This is a genomic window from Kitasatospora sp. NPDC004799, assembly GCF_040609095.1.
Taxonomy (GTDB): domain Bacteria; phylum Actinomycetota; class Actinomycetes; order Streptomycetales; family Streptomycetaceae; genus Kitasatospora.
Window position 1 is genome coordinate 1 of record NZ_JBEXJK010000193.1, and the last position, 15,150, is coordinate 15,150.

14 protein-coding genes, 1 pseudogene and 1 riboswitch are annotated in these 15,150 nt (G+C 71.5%); of the genes and pseudogenes, 6 read left to right on the forward strand and 9 right to left on the reverse strand.

The annotated features are described in order from the left end of the window. The 3 genes and pseudogenes from ABZW03_RS23245 to ABZW03_RS23255 all read right to left on the reverse strand — a co-directional run. A pseudogene (locus ABZW03_RS23245) lies at positions 1 to 619 on the reverse strand (hypothetical protein); the annotation flags it as partial. Positions 620 to 797: 178 nt separating this feature from the next. Then, positions 798 to 2,252, reverse strand: coding sequence for a glycosyl hydrolase (locus tag ABZW03_RS23250; RefSeq protein ID WP_355261422.1), 1,455 nt, complete (start codon positions 2,250 to 2,252; stop codon positions 798 to 800). A gap of 200 nt (positions 2,253 to 2,452) precedes the next feature. Next, positions 2,453 to 3,466, reverse strand: a complete 1,014-nt coding sequence (locus ABZW03_RS23255) for a hypothetical protein (RefSeq protein WP_355261425.1) — start codon at positions 3,464 to 3,466, stop codon at positions 2,453 to 2,455. Between the two features lie 332 nt (positions 3,467 to 3,798). Next, a riboswitch (cobalamin riboswitch) is annotated at positions 3,799 to 3,941 on the forward strand. 191 nt (positions 3,942 to 4,132) lie between these two features. Here ABZW03_RS23255 and ABZW03_RS23260 point away from each other — a divergent pair. Together ABZW03_RS23260 and ABZW03_RS23265 are read left to right on the forward strand one after the other, a co-directional pair. After that, a complete protein-coding gene (locus tag ABZW03_RS23260; protein WP_355261454.1) occupies positions 4,133 to 6,532 on the forward strand; it encodes a ribonucleoside-diphosphate reductase subunit alpha in 2,400 nt (799 codons plus the stop codon). A gap of 20 nt (positions 6,533 to 6,552) precedes the next feature. Continuing rightward, positions 6,553 to 7,548 (forward strand): ribonucleotide-diphosphate reductase subunit beta, encoded by a 996-nt coding sequence (locus tag ABZW03_RS23265; protein ID WP_355261457.1) that lies wholly within the window; start codon positions 6,553 to 6,555, stop codon positions 7,546 to 7,548. Between the two features lie 60 nt (positions 7,549 to 7,608). On the opposite strand, the gene ABZW03_RS23270 is transcribed toward ABZW03_RS23265, so the two are convergent. Next, positions 7,609 to 7,803 (reverse strand): DUF397 domain-containing protein, encoded by a 195-nt coding sequence (locus tag ABZW03_RS23270; protein WP_355261428.1) that lies wholly within the window; start codon positions 7,801 to 7,803, stop codon positions 7,609 to 7,611. A gap of 24 nt (positions 7,804 to 7,827) precedes the next feature. Further along, positions 7,828 to 8,643: a helix-turn-helix transcriptional regulator gene (locus ABZW03_RS23275; protein WP_355261431.1), complete on the reverse strand. Its 816-nt coding sequence runs from the start codon at positions 8,641 to 8,643 to the stop codon at positions 7,828 to 7,830. Positions 8,644 to 8,897: 254 nt separating this feature from the next. Here ABZW03_RS23275 and ABZW03_RS23280 point away from each other — a divergent pair, with 254 nt between their 5' ends. Further along, on the forward strand, positions 8,898 to 9,335 hold the full coding sequence (locus ABZW03_RS23280; RefSeq protein WP_355261434.1) for an ATP-binding protein: 438 nt from the start codon (positions 8,898 to 8,900) through the stop codon (positions 9,333 to 9,335). After that, on the forward strand, positions 9,332 to 9,604 hold the full coding sequence (locus ABZW03_RS23285) for a hypothetical protein (protein ID WP_355261437.1): 273 nt from the start codon (positions 9,332 to 9,334) through the stop codon (positions 9,602 to 9,604). Before ABZW03_RS23280 ends, ABZW03_RS23285 begins: the two co-directional genes overlap by 4 nt. 99 nt (positions 9,605 to 9,703) lie before the next feature. Here the strand turns inward: ABZW03_RS23285 and ABZW03_RS23290 are convergent, their stop codons facing one another. Then, complete coding sequence (locus ABZW03_RS23290; protein WP_355261440.1) at positions 9,704 to 9,910, reverse strand: hypothetical protein; 207 nt, start codon at positions 9,908 to 9,910, stop codon at positions 9,704 to 9,706. Between the two features lie 22 nt (positions 9,911 to 9,932). Beyond that, entirely contained in the window at positions 9,933 to 10,121 is a 189-nt protein-coding gene (locus ABZW03_RS23295; protein WP_355261443.1) for a transposase, read from the reverse strand. Between the two features lie 210 nt (positions 10,122 to 10,331). Between ABZW03_RS23295 and ABZW03_RS23300 the strand changes: the two genes are divergently transcribed. Both ABZW03_RS23300 and ABZW03_RS23305 read left to right on the forward strand, forming a co-directional pair. Then, on the forward strand, positions 10,332 to 11,606 hold the full coding sequence (locus tag ABZW03_RS23300; RefSeq protein WP_355261460.1) for a helix-turn-helix transcriptional regulator: 1,275 nt from the start codon (positions 10,332 to 10,334) through the stop codon (positions 11,604 to 11,606). Positions 11,607 to 11,830: 224 nt separating this feature from the next. Next, entirely contained in the window at positions 11,831 to 12,814 is a 984-nt protein-coding gene (locus ABZW03_RS23305) for an NAD-dependent epimerase/dehydratase family protein (protein WP_355261445.1), read from the forward strand. A 189-nt stretch (positions 12,815 to 13,003) separates the two neighbouring features. On the opposite strand, the gene def is transcribed toward ABZW03_RS23305, so the two are convergent. Together def and ABZW03_RS23315 are read right to left on the reverse strand one after the other, a co-directional pair. Then, positions 13,004 to 13,645 carry a peptide deformylase gene (def, locus tag ABZW03_RS23310; RefSeq protein ID WP_355261448.1) on the reverse strand — a complete coding sequence of 214 codons (642 nt, stop codon included), beginning with the start codon at positions 13,643 to 13,645 and terminating at the stop codon, positions 13,004 to 13,006. Positions 13,646 to 13,688: 43 nt separating this feature from the next. Further along, a complete protein-coding gene (locus tag ABZW03_RS23315) occupies positions 13,689 to 14,681 on the reverse strand; it encodes a hypothetical protein (protein ID WP_355261451.1) in 993 nt (330 codons plus the stop codon). Positions 14,682 to 15,150 lie beyond the last annotated feature (469 nt).

The following is a 15,150-nucleotide window of genomic DNA, read 5'->3' on the forward strand; positions in this document are numbered from 1 at the left end:
GACGAGCCCTCGCTGGTGATCTCCACGCCCGGCGCGGAGCCGGTGGTGGAGGGCGGCGGCGGGTACGGGGCCGCGCTGCTGCTGGACGGCTGGGCTGCGGGTACGGCTGCGGCTGCGGCTGCCCCCAGGCGGCGGGCTGCGGCTGGAACGGCTGCGACACCGGGAGCGGAGCCCCGGCCGCACCCGGCTGCTCCCGCCAGACCGACTGGGCCAGCAGCGCGATCAGCAGCGCGGTGACCACCACGCCGAGCCCGAAGGTCGTGAGCTTGAGCCAGCCCTCGGTGGTGCCGGTGAACCACTCCCGCTGCGGCGGGTCCAGCAGCGCGCCGGCCAGGCTGCGCACCCGGTTGTACCCCTCGACCAGCGCGACACCGGCCGCCACCCCGAGCGCCCAGCTGCGCCCGCGCAGCAGCAGGATGCCCGAAACCAGGTACAGCAGGCCGTAGTTGAGGCTTCCGGTCTCGGCGTACACCGAGGAGCCGCCGTAGTAGAGGACGCCCTTGAGGTACGTGGTGAAGCCGACCTGGCCGAAGCAGTTGTACCCGGCCCAGGCGAGCAGCACCGTGCCCCAGCCGACGGCCACGCCGCCGGCCGCGCGCATCGGACCCGTCCCTGTCATCCCGTATCCCCCGCCCCTCCGGGCCCGTCCCGGCCGTTCGCCCGCCCTCGGTTCCGCCGCCACAGGATGCCACACGCCGCGAGGGAGCCGGAATTCCACCCGTTCGGCGGAACCCGGCCGTGCGGCCCGCCTCGCGGCGCCGGCCGCCCGCGCCACCCGCGCCGAGGGCGCCGGCGGCTCAGCGCACGTGCAGGCCGCCCCAGTCGACGTTCGCGCCGAAGGAGCCGGAGCCGCCGGTGAGCGCCAGCGGACTGCGGTACGTGGCGGTGACGTCCGCGGCCGAGTTGCGCGGCTGGTCCGGGGCCAGGTTGTTCGCGGTGAGCGACTGCCCCCAGACCGTCCAGATCGTCCAGGGCGTGCGCCGCAGGGTCTCCGGCTGGCGGGAGTTGACCGGGACGGCGAAGGACTCGGCCAGCATCCGCGGCTTGCCGTAGGCGGACAGCCCGTCGTAGTACCGCTTGGTCCACACCTCGCCGGTGCCGATCGGGTGCGCCGGGCTGCCGCTGTAGTCGTCCACCCCGACCACGTCGACGAACTGGGCGCCCGGGTAGTAGTCCCAGGGGTCCACGCCCGGGGCGCCGTCCCAGGACACCGGCGTCCAGACGAACAGCAGGTTGTGCAGCCCCCGGGTCTCCACCAGGTACTTGTAGGTGATCCGCCACAGCGCCTGGTACTCGGCCGGCTTCTGGCCCGCCCACCAGAACCGGCGGGAGCAGTCCAGCACGTTCATCTCGTGGTACGGGCGCAGCAGCACCGGCACGTCGTGGGCGGCCAGGTACTCCAGGTGGTCGGCCAGGTAGGAGAGGTCGGTGATCAGCGCGCGGTACTCGGGGGTGTCGTGCGCGCCGTCCACGACCCGGCCGAACCACTCCGGGTCCTTGGCCGCCGGCGAGTTCGAACAGAGCACCCGGTCGAAGGACTTGACGTCCGATCCGGGGTAGGGCTGGTGGAAGGACATGCCGACGATCCCGGCCGGGGCGCCGCCGTTGTCGGGCAGTTCGGTGCTGCTGCCGTCGCAGTTCTGCTGCACGCCGGCCGCGCCGTATCCGCCGTCCTCGGCCCGCGGGTGGCCGCTCCAGACGGCGGACAGCAGGTCGACGGCGTCGTCGGTGTACTGCCAGCCGGCCCGGCAGGTGGGCCAGCGGCCGGCCGAGTAGGAGCGCGGGTTGCCGACGCCCCAGCCGTTCTGGCCGTAGCCGGGGCCGAGGTCGGTCTCCACGAAGCCCGGCAGCTTGCCGGTGATGTCGGCGGCCTTCTTGTAGTAGTAGCCGACCTGCTTGGTGCCCCGGTAGTCCCCGTACTCGGGGTTGTTGCGCTCGTTGTGCGCCTCGACGTGCTGGCCGATCACCGTGCCGCCGCTCTGCCCGGTACGGGCCTGGGCCTCCAGGTCGGCGAGGAACTGCTGGACGGCGCGGGCGTTCGGCGAGGCCTGCGGGTCCCGGGCGAGCAGGTCCTTGCCGACCTCCGGCGGCAGGGTGCGCCCGGGGAGGCCGACCGACACCGGGACCCTCGGGGGCTGCTCGCCGCCGACCTCGCGGTCGCGGTCGAGCAGGACGACCGCTCCCGCGGCGGCGACGATCCCGGCCGCGGCCAGGACGGCGGGCTTGCCGCGCAGGGCACTGGGCAGGGCCACGGACCGCTCCTCCGGTTGCTCGCCGGCGCCGCCCCCCACGGACGCAACCGGAACACGCATGCGAAATGACTGTTCCGAGAGCCTGCCACACTCCCCCGGCCCCCGCGAACGACCCGCCGGGGCCGGGGTGTCACGACGGGCCGGGGCATCACGACGGTCCGGCCCGCCGGGGCCGCCGGCGGGCGCGTCGTCGCGGCGGGTCAGCCCGCCGAAGCCGCCGGCGGGGTGCCCTGGACGCCGGGCGCGGCCGAGGACGCGGCCTTGGCGCGCTTGAGCAGCTGCCCCTTCACGTGCTCGACGAACCCGGGGGCCGCCGCGGTGGCCGTGGCGTCCGGGGCGTTGCCGCCCTTCGCCGAGCCCTCGACCGTGAAGTAGGCGTACCGGCCCAGGCTGCTGTGCGTACCGGTGCAGCCGGCCGCGGCGCAGAACGCCGGCGACCCGGCCGCGGGCGCGCCCTTGAGCTGGCCGGTGAAGTTCTTCGTCGCCGTCTCGGCCTGGATCCTGTGGTCGAAGACCGCCACCCCGACGGTGACCGCGCTGTCACCGGAGACGTACGTCGCCCGGAGCACCTGCTGGCACCCCTGGTCGCCGAGCACCTTGCCCAGCCCGCCGGTCGTGGAGTTCCCGTCCCAGCAGGGCGAGTCCAGCGCCACGACGGTCCGGTTCCAGGTGGCACCGTTGATCGTCACCTGGAGCGCGGAGAACAGCGCCCCCGCGTCCTGCGGCGCCGGGTCGGTGGTGGCCTCCCAGATCGGCTTCGACGGGTCGGCCGGCTCGCCGCCCGGCGTGCCGGAGACGCTCGGGGTCACCGTCGGCTGGACGGAGTTGACGGCCTTCGGGGGGCCGTCCTCCTTCTTGCCCTTGAACAGCAGCACGCCGCCGGCGGCCAGACCGCCGACCACGGCGACCGCGGCCACCACGCCGATGACCCTCATCCGGCGACGGCGCTTGCCGTCGGCCTCGTTGCGGTCCGCCAGCGCGTCCCAGTCCGGCTCGGCCCGCTGCGGCGGGACCGGCTGCTGGGGCTGCTGCTGGAGGTGCCACTGCGGCTGCGGCTGGGGGTTCGGCTGCGGCTGCGCGACCGGCTGGGGCTGCGGCGGCGCGACCGGCGGCAGGGGTTGCGGCGGCCCGACCGGCGGACCCGGCTGCGGCGGCGGCGCGACCGGCTGCGGCACCGGCGGGATGGGCTGCGCGACCGGCTGCGCCGACGGCACGACCGGCCCGTACGAGGCGGGCGGCGGCCCGAAACCCCCACTCGGCGGCGGTACCGGACCAGGCACCACCGGCTGCTGACTCTGTGCGCCCCCCGACCCGGCGGGCGGCGTTCCCTGCGGCCCCTGCCCAGGTACGCCAGTTCCGTCGCTCATGCGCCCAGATCGTAGGGCATCCTCATGACCGTCGATCCTCCCGGTGACCGTTCCGTATCGAAACCATGACTCCCCGGCCCGGTTCCGGGGCCGCCGACGGCCACCGCCCGCCATGGTTCCGGTACGACCGGTTATCGCCCCGACACGCGGCGCCGCACTACATCTGGGGTCGCTTCAGGGAGACACCACTACATGTATGCTCACTCCTGCTGTCGATGCAGGGGAACCCGGTGCGAATCCGGGACTGCCCCGCAGCGGTGTGCGGGCGGCTCCAGCAGCCGTCCCGCGAGTCCGAGTACCTGCCGACCAGCGTGCGCCACGGCCCTCCCGCAGAGGCCGCGCCGGCACGAGCAGTACCCCTCCGGGCCTCGCGGGCGGGCCGGGGAGTCACCGTCGCGCGACGCTTCTGCGTTCGTGCCGTGCTCCCCTGCCCCGATCGGCCCGGTGGCCCCCGATCACCGCCGCCGATCGCCGCCAGGAGAGAGCGCCTTGACCACCGCCGCCTCAGCCACCCTGCCCGCCCAGGGCTCCGGTACCGCCTTCACCGACCCGACGGTCTCCGACCCCGGCGGCGCCCTGCTGCGGCTGCTCACCGACCGCAGCACCGACCTCACCGAGGTCGACCCCGGCCATGTCGCCGCCGCCGCGCTGCGCGGCCGCCACGCCGGTTCGGACTTCGCCGAGCTGCGCGGGCTGGCCGTGGACGCCGCCGCGTCGATGATCGCCGAGGACCCCCAGTACTCGAAGCTGGCCGCCCGCCTGCTCGCCCTGGAGATCGTCGACGAGGCGAACAGCCAGGGTTCGACGTCCTTCTCCGCCTCGATCGCCGTCGGCCACGCCGAGGGCCTGATCGGCGACACCACCGCCGCCTTCGTCGCCAAGCACGCCGCCGCCCTGGACGCGCTGGTCGACGCCGCCGGCGACGACCGCTTCGAGTACTTCGGCCTGCGCACCGTGCAGTCCCGCTACCTGCTGCGCCACCCGATCACCCGCAAGGTGATCGAGACCCCGCAGCACTTCCTGCTCCGCGTCGCCTGTGGCCTGGCGGTCGGCGACAGCGAGCAGTCGGTGCGCGAGGTGGCCGAGCTGTACGGCCTGATGAGCCGCCTGGAGTACCTGACCTCCTCGCCGACGCTCTTCAACTCCGGCACCCGGCACCCGCAGATGTCGAGCTGCTACCTGCTCGACTCGCCGCTGGACAACCTGGACTCGATCTACAACCGCTACGCGCAGATCGCCCGCCTCTCCAAGCACGCCGGCGGCATCGGCCTGTCCTACTCGCGCATCCGCTCGCGCGGCAGCCTGATCCGCGGCACCAACGGCAAGTCCAACGGCATCGTGCCGTTCCTGCGCACCCTCGACTCCTCGGTCGCCGCCGTCAACCAGGGCGGCCGCCGCAAGGGCGCGGCCTGCGTCTACCTGGAGACCTGGCACGCCGACATCGAGGAGTTCCTGGAGCTCCGCGACAACACCGGCGAGGAGGCGCGCCGCACCCACAACCTCAACCTGGCGCACTGGATCCCGGACGAGTTCATGCGCCGGGTCAACGCCAACCAGGACTGGTCGCTGTTCTCCCCGGCCGACGTGCCGGAGCTGGTCGACCTCTGGGGCGCCGACTTCGACGAGGCCTACCGCAAGGCCGAGCAGGCCGGCAAGGCCGTCCGCACCATCCCGGCGCAGACCCTGTACGCCCGCATGATGCGCACCCTGGCGCAGACCGGCAACGGCTGGATGACCTTCAAGGACGCCTCCAACCGCGCCGCCAACCAGACCGCGCTGCCCGGCCGCACGGTGCACTCCTCCAACCTGTGCACCGAGATCCTGGAGGTCACGGACGACTCCGAGACCGCCGTCTGCAACCTGGGGTCGGTCAACCTGGGCGCCCACGTGGCCGCCGGCGCCTCCGCCGACGACCTGCTCGGCGCGATGGACTGGGAGCGGCTGGACGCCACCGTGCGCACCGCCGTCACCTTCCTCGACCGCGTGGTGGACATCAACTTCTACCCGACCACCGAGGCCGGCACGTCCAACTCCCGCTGGCGGCCGGTCGGCCTCGGCGTGATGGGCCTCCAGGACGTCTTCTTCAAGCTGCGGATCGACTTCGACTCGGCGGAGGCGAAGCAGCTCTCCACGCTGATCGCCGAGCGCATCATGCTCACCGCCTACGAGCGCTCCGCCGACCTGGCCGAGCAGCTGGGCCGCCACGAGGCGTACGGCGAGACCCGCGCCGCCCGCGGCGAGCTGCACATCGACCACTTCCCGTCGGCCGCCCCGCAGTGGGCCGACCGCTGGACGGCGCTGCGCGCCCGGATCGCCGAGACCGGCCTGCGCAACTCGCTGCTGCTGGCCATCGCGCCGACCGCGACCATCGCCTCCATCGCCGGCGTGTACGAGTGCATCGAGCCGCAGGTGTCCAACCTGTTCAAGCGCGAGACGCTGTCCGGCGAGTTCCTCCAGGTCAACCCGTACCTGGTGCGCGAGCTCAAGGAGCTCGGCGTCTGGGACCAGCAGACCCGCGACGCCCTGCGCGACGCCAACGGCTCGGTGCAGGAGCTGAACTGGCTGCCCGCCGAGGTGCGTTCGCTGTACCGGACGGCCTGGGAGCTGCCGCAGCGCGCGCTGATCGACCTGGCCGCCGCCCGCATGCCGTACCTGGACCAGAGCCAGTCCCTGAACCTGTTCATGGCGGCGCCGACCATCGGCAAGCTGAGCTCGATGTACGCGTACGCGTGGAAGGTCGGTCTGAAGACCACCTACTACCTGCGGTCGCGCCCGGCCACCCGCATCGCCCAGGCCGCGTCCGGCACCGCCCGGACCGCCGTGCCGGTGCCCGCCCCCACCATGACCCAGGCCGAGCAGGACGCCATCGCCTGCTCCCTGGAGAACCCCGAGTCCTGCGAGGCCTGCCAGTGAGCACCCCCGACGACCGCAAGATGCTGCTCGACCCCGGCTTCGAGCTGACCCTGCGCCCGATGCGGTACCCGTCGTTCTACGACCGGTACCGGGACGCCATCAAGAACACCTGGACGGTGGAGGAGGTGGACCTGCACTCGGACGTCGCGGACCTGGCGAAGCTCAGCGAGGGCGAGCGGCACATGATCGGCCGGCTGGTCGCCTTCTTCGCGACCGGTGACTCGATCGTCGCGAACAACGTGGTGCTGAGCCTGTACAAGCACATCAACTCCCCGGAGGCGCGGCTCTACCTGAGCCGTCAGCTGTTCGAGGAGGCCGTCCATGTGCAGTTCTACCTGACGCTGCTGGACACGTACCTGCCCGACCCGGAGGACCGCGCGGCGGCCTTCGCGGCGGTGGAGAACATCCCGTCGATCGCGCAGAAGGCCAAGTTCTGCTTCAAGTACATGAACGCGGTCGACCACATCGACTCGCTGCAGACGAAGGAGGACAGGCGGGCGTTCCTGCTCAACCTGATCTGCTTCGCGGCGTGTGTGGAGGGCCTGTTCTTCTACGGCGCGTTCGCCTACGTGTACTGGTTCCGGAGCCGGGGTCTGCTGCACGGTCTCGCCACGGGGACCAACTGGGTGTTCCGCGACGAGTCCATGCACATGGACTTCGCGTTCTCCGTGGTGGACACCGTCCGCGAGGAGGAGCCCGACCTCTTCGACGAGGAGATGGCCAAGCAGGTGACGGAGATGCTGGAGGAGGCCGTCGAGGCCGAGCTCCAGTTCGCCCAGGACCTGTGCGGTGACGGCCTGCCCGGCATGAACACCGCCTCGATGCGGGAGTACCTGCAGGCGGTCGCCGACCAGCGCCTCGCGCGCCTGGGCCTCCCGATCCGCTACGGGTCGACGAACCCGTTCGGCTTCATGGAGCTCCAGAACGTCCAGGAGCTGACCAACTTCTTCGAGCGCCGGGTCTCGGCGTACCAGGTCGCGGTTGAGGGCTCGGTGTCCTTCGACGACGACTTCTAAAGGTCGACAGACAGAGGTGCCCCGCACGGCCACAGCCCGTGCGGGGCACCTCTGTATGTTTCAGTCGGTCGAAAACTCCCCGGACTTGACCCCTGCGAGGAAGGAGGCCCAGGCATCAGCCGCGAAGAGCAGCGCCGGCCCACCCGGGTCCTTCGAATCCCGGACAGCCACTGCCGCCAGCCCAGCCCGGGCCTCAAGGCAGTTCCCGCCCTGCCCGCTGTATGAACTCTTCTGCCATTCGGATTCCTCAGTCACGACCCACCATCCCTTGCCCGGAGTTCAGAACTCCTGCCGTACCCGAGCGATCATGTCGAGACTGTCAGCCGGACTCAAGGCGATTGAGCGGAGGGAGTCGAAGATCAGCGTGTACTCATCGATCTCGGCTGGCGTCTCCATGTAGAGCGTCCCGGTCCGGTGCTCCACACAGACGACATCGGAGTAGTCCGGCGACGGAAATCCGAACATCACGAACGACCCCATCAGGCCGGCATGGGCACCTGCACGATCCGGCAAGACCTGGAGCTCCACATAGGGATGCTCAGCCATCTCAACCAGCTTGTCGAGTTGCCCGGCCATGACCTTCGAACCGCCCACCTGAACACGCAGCGCGGACTCGCCCTCGATCACGCACAGGCGCGGCGGGTTGGACTTGCTGAGTACTTGCTGCCGCTCCATCCGAGCGGTCACCAGAGCATCCACCTGTTCGACATTCAGCCCGGACGGCTTGGCCTGCATCACCGCGCGAGCGTAGTCGGGCGTCTGCAAGAGGCCCGAGATCAGCATGTTCTCGAACGACCTGATGTAGTCGGCCGTCTCCTCGTAATCGATGAAGTCCGAGTAGGACGGTCGAGCCAGGCTCGCCTTGTGCACCCACCCGGGTTCGCGGCCGCGACGGGCGAGCGCGACCAACTCCTCGACACGACCCTGATCTTCCACGCCGTAGAACGTCAGCAGGTCGCGCAGTTCACCGAGCGAGATACCCAGCCTGGCATTCTCTATCCGACTGATCTTCGAACGATGACAGCCGATTCGCTCTGCCGCCTCTTCGGGCGACTTGCCGGCCTCTTCCCGCAGCCTGACCAGAGCGGCTGCCAACCGCCTGCGCCGGACTGTAGGTCGCGCTTGACTCATCTGATGCTCCATCACATCGCTTGAGCCACAGATCTTACCCCCTCTAGAAAAGATCTTGGAAAATTTCCAATTAGCAAGTTGCGAACGGGCCCCTTTCCATCGCATGCTACTCAACGTAGCTCACTAGTCGACACATCGTGATGGCTGTGAGCTACTCACCGGGCATCCCCATGCCTTCTTCAGCCACTCTCACCTGCGCACCCATAGGTGGCCCCGCCATGCCTGAAGACCTCCCCCTCTCCCCCACCCCCGCCGAGCGGACCTGCTGGCTGCCCCGACGCCGCGACTCCCCCCGTGCCGCCCGGTGGGCGTTGCACGACTTCCTCCTCCCCCACCCCTCGGGCGAACTCCTCGTCTTCACCGGCGAGTTGCTCGTCACCGAGCTGGTCACCAACGCCGTCCAGCACTGCCGCGCCCCGCGCGACCGGCTGATCTTCGTCCGCTTCCGGCTCTCCCCGGACGACACCCTCCGCATCGAGGTGCACGACGCCGACAGCGAGAAGCCCTCCCCCCGACCCGCCTCCACCTCCGCCGAGAGCGGCCGAGGCCTGCTCCTCGTCCAGGAGTTGGCCACCCAGTGGGGGTGCTGCCCGCGCGAGGGCGGCATCGGAAAGTTCGTCTGGTGCCACATCTCCCCCGAGAAGGCCGCCGCGTGAGCACCGTCCGGGCCGGGATCGCCGGCATCATGCGCCCCACCGACTTCCCCAGCCTCGACCACGCCCTCCCCGTCCTCTGGGAGCGCGTCCGCGAACTGCCCATCCGGGAGGCCCACCGCGACTTCATCCGGATCTGCATCGGGCCGGGCGGCGGCACGGGCGTCGCCAACTGCCTCGCCCGCAACGACAGCTGGAGCGTCACCCTCTACGTCGGCGGCATGACCGACTGGACCGCCCACCCGATCACCATCACCACCCAGCGCCCCTGAATTCCCCCGCCTCGCCGCCCCACGCGGCGAGGCGGCAAAGGAAACGAGCACCCCTGCCCGAACCGCTGGGCAGAGGCGCTCGATGGTCCGGATGTACGGTCACCCGAACGGGAGAACCGCCGTACTGTGCTGGGCCAGGACGCGCGAATAGTCGAGCGCCTCACCGGCCAGCCCACGGTAGTTGAGGATGGGGTCGCCTGCCCTCACCAGGGCAGTCGCGCATTCCACGCACCACGGCCGGGGCGGTTCGACGTCCAGGTCCTCGATGACCGCCGCAGCAGTGCGGCACTCCGCGCAGATCGGCATGCTGCCGACCCTCCTCACTGTCTCAGGCCCAGGTGGAACCGCACGAGGTGCAGCCCCAACGGCCGTCCATCGTCTGGTACGTAGCGCTCGACCCGCAGACCGGGCAGACGCGGGCGGCGGCGTCTCGGTCGCTGTCCGGCAGATTACCGGGCGACGGGCTGGTGCGGGCGCGGGTCGTGGCAGTAGCCGGGTCGAGCAGAGCTGCACTCATGGCGCACTCCTCCGAGTGAGGATCGACACTGGGACGCGCCCGGCCGGGGCTCCATCAGAGAACCCCGTACGGCCCCGGCAGTGGAGGCCCATGAGGCGCTCCCGCACGCCCTGTGCGTGCCCTGCACACCCTGTGCGCGCTCTGCTGACGGTCATCGCTCGACCGCTAGGGTGTGGCCACTCCGTGCAGTCGAAGGGCAGCACTGTGTCGATGAATTCACGCGACCTCGGGACGGTCATCAGGGCAGCCCGGTGCGCCCAGCGGATGACTCAGACCCAACTGGGCCGCGCCTGCGGCTACTCGGCGTCCGCGATCAGTCGGGTCGAAGGCGGAACGCTCCGCCCCTCCGATCAGTCGCTCGTACTGATGGCCCGTGCCCTCGGCCTTCCTCCTAGCGCCTTCGAAGCCGGTCGAGCCGCTACTCTGGCGCCAGATGTGTCCCTGGATCAGGAGGATGCGATGCGCCGTAGGCAGTTGCTCCTGGCAGGTATGGCGACGGCCGGAGCCTCGGTGCTTCCACCGTCGGCGTCCGCCGCCGCCCACCCGGACACCACGACCAAGATCGTCGACGCCCTGTACGAAACCGCGGCCGGCACGGCGATCTCGCTGCAGCGGCTTCGCCACGTCCTCGCCGAGGCCCGCGCGCAGTTCACCACGGCCCGCTACCGAGACCTCGGCGAGGCTCTGCCCGGCCTGTTGGCCACAGCCCAGGCGACACGCGACGCCCTCGCCGGCCGGGCCCGGGAGGAAGCCCATGCTTGTGTGTCCAGGGCATGGGTGCTGGCGACGGAACTGGCGCTGAAGCAGCACGCGGATGTCGCCTGGCCGGCCGCCGACCGCGCGCTGTCGGCGGCCCAGGCGAGTGGCGACCCGGTGGTCGAGGGAGAGGCGGCCCGGGTGCTGGCGATCACCATGCGACGCGCCGGACGGCCGGCCGCCGGCGTCGACCTCCTGCGCCGCACCGCCGACTCGCTCACCCGGAACGGGGATGACGTGTCCTTCGCGGTGGGGGCGACGTTGCTGATGACGGCCGCGTACACGGCCGCCTGCAGCCAGCGACGCGGCGATGCCCTCGATCTCATGGCGGGGGCAGTGGACGCCGTCACCCGCCTCCCCGAAGCCGGGCCGCGGGCCCGGGGGCAGTTGTTCACGGTCGATGCCACCGCAGCACAAGCGGACTTGTACTGGATCGGGGTCCACACGGCTCTGGGGACACCCGACGAAGGCGTCCGGTACGCAGCACGGATCGACCCGAGGCAACTGCCTACCGCTGAACGCCGGGCCCGGTACGGCACGGACTGCGCCCGCATGTGGCACCGTCTCGGCGATCACCGGCGGACGTTGGCAGCGCTGCGGTTCACCGAGCAGGCGGCCCCGGAAGAAGCTCGTCGGCCGGCTCTGCGGGCGCTGACGGCCGACCTCCTCTATGCACCGGTGACAGTGGCCGGTGTACGGGATTTCGCCAGGCGCACGGGCGTGCTCTGACCACCGGCCGGCGCGGACCGTCCGGATCACGCAGCCGTACCGCTCATCGCCCCGGCTTCTACCGGAAGCACGGGTGGAAGCGCCTGGGCGAGGTGCCCTGCGGCCCGCCGGGCACCAGCCGCCGGACGGGTCGGCGACACCTGTCCGCCCGATATTTCACTCGGACGGACGCGATGTCGAATTCCCGGAGCGCGGGCATGTTCGAGGGCTGATATATCGAATATATGCTCGAAGAATACGACAAGGTATTGGTGTCGGGCGGATTGGGTTTCGTCGGAAGGCACCTGACCAACGCCCTCCTCTTCCTGGGCAAGGAGGTGGCGATCATCGACAACGCCCGGACGGCCACGAGCATCTCGACGCCGTCCGGCGCCACCCTGCACCTGCTGGACATCCGCGAGGTCGACGCGATCGCCGAGGCCGTGGACGACGCCGACCTGGCGTTCCACGTCGCCGCGAACGCGAACGGCACCCTGTCGGTGACGCAGCCGCGCCTCGACTTCGAGATCAACGCCCTCGGCACGCTCTCCTTCGCCGAGGCCCTCCTCAAGGCGTCCGTCCGCCGGGTCGTCTACGTCTCGTCCGCCTCCGTCTACGGGACGCCCCGGAAGTTCCCCATGGACGAGGACCACCCGACCCGCCCCTTCGTGCCGTACGGCGCGTCGAAGCTCAGCGGTGAGATCACCTGCCTGGCGCTGCACCGCGCCTGCGGGCTGCCGGTGGTGGTCGGCCGCCCGTTCTGCGTCTACGGGCCGGGCGAGAACCCGCACGAGGCGATGGTCGAGGTCGGCCGCTTCCTGCGCTGGCACCTCAACCACCGGCCGATCCAGATCGTGGGCGACATCGACCGGAAGACCCGCGACTTCGTCCACGTCACCGACCTGGTCCAGGGGCTGCTGACGATCGCCGACCGGGCCGACCTGGGCGAGGTGTTCAACATCGGCTCCGGCACCGAGGTGTCGATGCGCGACCTGGTCAACACGATCGGCGAGGCCACCGGCGTCACGCCCGAGGTCAGCGTGATCCCGGAGATCGAGGACGACACCTACCGGCTGGTCGGCGACATCTCCAAGCTCCAGGGCCTGGGCTACCGGCCGGCGGTCTCGCTGGCCGAGGGCGTGCGCGACCTGGCCGACCACCTCGGCGCCAACCCGGAACTCCCCGGCAGCCCGACCATCTTCTCCCGCGGCCAGCACGGCGAGTCCTGACCCGCGAGCCCGGTCCACGGCAGGTGCCCGCCGAGCTCTACCGCGACCCGGAGGGCGACCGCATCCACGCAAGCGAGCACGTCGAGGAGCCGGACGAGGACGACCCGATCACGATCTCCGCACCCGCCCGCGTCACGCGCGGGGGTCGGGACATCCGCGGATGTCCCGACCCTCGCTTGTGACGCGCCGTCAGTCGTTCGGCACCGTCGCGTACTTCGGGGTGCCCTCGGCCATCTGCCGCAGGGCGTCCTTGCGGTCCCGCTTCGACAGCTTGTCGATGTAGAGGGTGCCGTAGAGGTGGTCGGTCTCGTGCTGGAGGCAGCGGGCGAAGAAGCCGGTGCCCTCGACCCGGATCGGCTTGCCGTCCTTGTCGACGCCGGTGACCGCGGCGTAGTCCGGGCGGGGCAGCTCGGCGTAGGCGCCGGGGACGGACAGGCAGCCCTCGTTGCCGTCGTCCAGGCCGCGGCGGCGGTCGGCCGGGTACTCCTCCAGCTTCGGGTTGATCACGTGGCCGATGTGGCGCACGCCCTCGTCGTCCGGGCAGTCGTAGACGAAGACCTTGAGGTCGACGCCGATCTGGTTGGCGGCCAGGCCGACGCCCTCGGCGGCGTACATGGACTGGAACATGTCGTCGACCAGCGCGGACAGTTCGTCGTCGAAGGCGGTGACGTCCTTGACCTCGCGGTGCAGCACCGGGTTGCCGACGACGGTGATCGGGCGCGCGGTGCCCTTGCCGAGGTCGGGCTCCTCACCGATCACCTTCACGGGCGTCTCGGGCGCCGCCCCCTCCACGTCGTGCTCGTGCTCGTGCTGCTCGGCCTGCTCCGCCATGTCTTCCGCTTCCGTAGGTGTACGCGTTACCTCACCAGGGTACTCAGCACACTTCTTCGAGATCCCGGTAAGCCCGGCTTCCCGGGGCGGCCGCGACCCAGCGGTCCAGCAGGACGCGCACCAGGTGGGCCGGGGCGGCGATCCCGCACTCCCGCTCGACCAGCCAGGACATCCCGGCCGCGCCGCCCTGGCTGAGGTGGCTGAGGTGGCCGGGGTGCGCGGCGTCGCCGTCGTCGTGCGGGTCGTGGTGGGCGGCCACGCCGTCGTCGGAGGCCATCCGGCTCTCCGAGCAGGCCCGGCACAGCAGCCGCACCGAGGAGGTCCAGTCCTCGGCCGCGTAGCCGGCGTCGGCGACCAGCCGCTCCAGCGCGTCCCGGTCGCCGGCGGTGGCGGCCTGGAGCAGCACCACGTAGGTCGGCACCGGGGAGGGCGCCCACAGCTCGATCTCGTCGAACACCGGGTAGGCGACGCCGTCGGTGACCCGCTCGCCGTGCGGGGCGCCGTCGTGCAGCACCACCTCGCCCCAGCGGCGGCCGGAGGAGGGCAGCGGGATGGACAGCACCTCGATCCGGGCTGGGTCCAGCCGGCGGCCCCAGACCACCTCGGACTCGCCGTCCGGGGAGAGCCGCACCGGGGTGGTGCCGAGGTCCAGGCTGACCGGACCGTCCGGCTGCCCGCCGGGGCCGCCGGGCAGCTTCAGCCCGTACGCCTGCCAGGCGCGGCGGGCCAGCGGCCAGTCCTGCAGGGCGGTGGCGGTGATGCCGAGGTTCCACCAGTCCGGGGCGCCGTGCTCGCGGTCCAGCAGGGCGACGGCGCGCAGGCCGGCCGAGCGGGCCTGCTCCCAGTCGCGGCGGAACTTGTGCAGCAGGGCGAGGTTGAACCAGGAGTCGGAGAGCCAGGGCTCCAGGTCGGCGGCCATCACCAGCAGCGCGCCGGCGTCCTCGTAGCGGCCGTCGCCGATCAGCGTGAAGGCCCGGTCGGTCGTCTGCCGCCAGGTGGCGGACGGCCGGTGCCGTGCCCGGTGGAAGATCCTCACGTTCGTCCCTGCCGTCGTCGTCCGCTCAAGTCCCGTGCCACCGTGCCCGTAGCGCCTCGGACGGCGTTCGGGGCCCGGTGCCCCGGGTCGGTGTTCCACGCTACGACCGCATCCAACCACGCCCGCCCCCGCCCGCGCTCCCCACCGCCGAGGTTGGGGTCCGCCCCTCCCCAGCCTGCCCGTCCGATCCCGCCCGCTCAACCCCTGACGGGCGGGACCCGGTTCCCGGGCCGCGCGCCGGCGGCGGACGGCCCGGGCCGCGCGGGCCCCCGCGCACCTCCGGTCCGCCGCTCGGCGCCGGGCCTCGGGCCCGCCATCGACCCCCGCCCTCCGCCCCGGCACCGCGAACCCGGCCGGGATCCGAGAGGACGGCCCTAGGGTCCGTCTTCAAACTCCCGTCGTCCGCCCGGAGGGCGGGCGGGGCGGCGTTGGGGTGCGTGCATCGCAAGGCGGAGGAGGAAGCCACTGC

What these genes read in the sequence shown, in the direction of transcription:
- ABZW03_RS23265 (WP_355261457.1), top strand. Translation starts at nt 6,553, where the DNA reads ATGCTGCTCGACCCCGGCTTCGAGCTGACCCTGCGCCCGATGCGGTAC.
- ABZW03_RS23280 (WP_355261434.1), top strand. Translation starts at nt 8,898, where the DNA reads ATGCCTGAAGACCTCCCCCTCTCCCCCACCCCCGCCGAGCGGACCTGC.
- ABZW03_RS23290 (WP_355261440.1), bottom strand. Translation starts at nt 9,910, where the DNA reads ATGCCGATCTGCGCGGAGTGCCGCACTGCTGCGGCGGTCATCGAGGAC.
- ABZW03_RS23295 (WP_355261443.1), bottom strand. Translation starts at nt 10,121, where the DNA reads ATGAGTGCAGCTCTGCTCGACCCGGCTACTGCCACGACCCGCGCCCGC.
- ABZW03_RS23300 (WP_355261460.1), top strand. Translation starts at nt 10,332, where the DNA reads ATGAATTCACGCGACCTCGGGACGGTCATCAGGGCAGCCCGGTGCGCC.
- ABZW03_RS23305 (WP_355261445.1), top strand. Translation starts at nt 11,831, where the DNA reads ATGCTCGAAGAATACGACAAGGTATTGGTGTCGGGCGGATTGGGTTTC.
- def (WP_355261448.1), bottom strand. Translation starts at nt 13,645, where the DNA reads ATGGCGGAGCAGGCCGAGCAGCACGAGCACGAGCACGACGTGGAGGGG.